At 60.2% G+C, this 274-nt stretch carries 1 protein-coding gene; it reads right to left on the bottom strand.

Annotated elements, in window-relative coordinates; all coding sequences use genetic code 11:
- Positions 1-232: hypothetical protein (locus OH705_RS27320; protein WP_267303454.1), on the bottom strand; the 232-nt coding region annotated here is incomplete at its 3' end.
- Positions 233-274: the final 42 nt, after the last annotated feature.

The raw sequence follows: 274 nt of genomic DNA, 5'->3' as shown, positions 1-274 counted from the left end.
CAGCCACGGCAGCCTGCTGGTCCTTACGATCCAGGGTGGTCGTCACCTTGAGGCCACCGCCCTTAAGTTGTTGATCGGAGAACCCTCTGGCGATGAGCTCGTCGTAAACCAACTTCATGAGGTAGCCGTCGGTTCCCGCCCATCGGTTGTAGTCGGGGACCTTCGGGAATTTCGGCAGCTGCCGATAAGCCTCGTCGTGCTGAGCCTGGGTGATATTGCCGGCCTCCAGCATTCCGTCGAGGACGTACCGGTATCGCTGGAGTAACCTCTCGCG

This window comes from Pseudomonas sp. BJa3 (assembly GCF_026343815.1).
GTDB lineage: Bacteria > Pseudomonadota > Gammaproteobacteria > Pseudomonadales > Pseudomonadaceae > Aquipseudomonas > Aquipseudomonas soli.
Note: the sequence above shows the minus strand (reverse complement) of the source record. Positions and strands in the feature narration are given on the sequence as shown.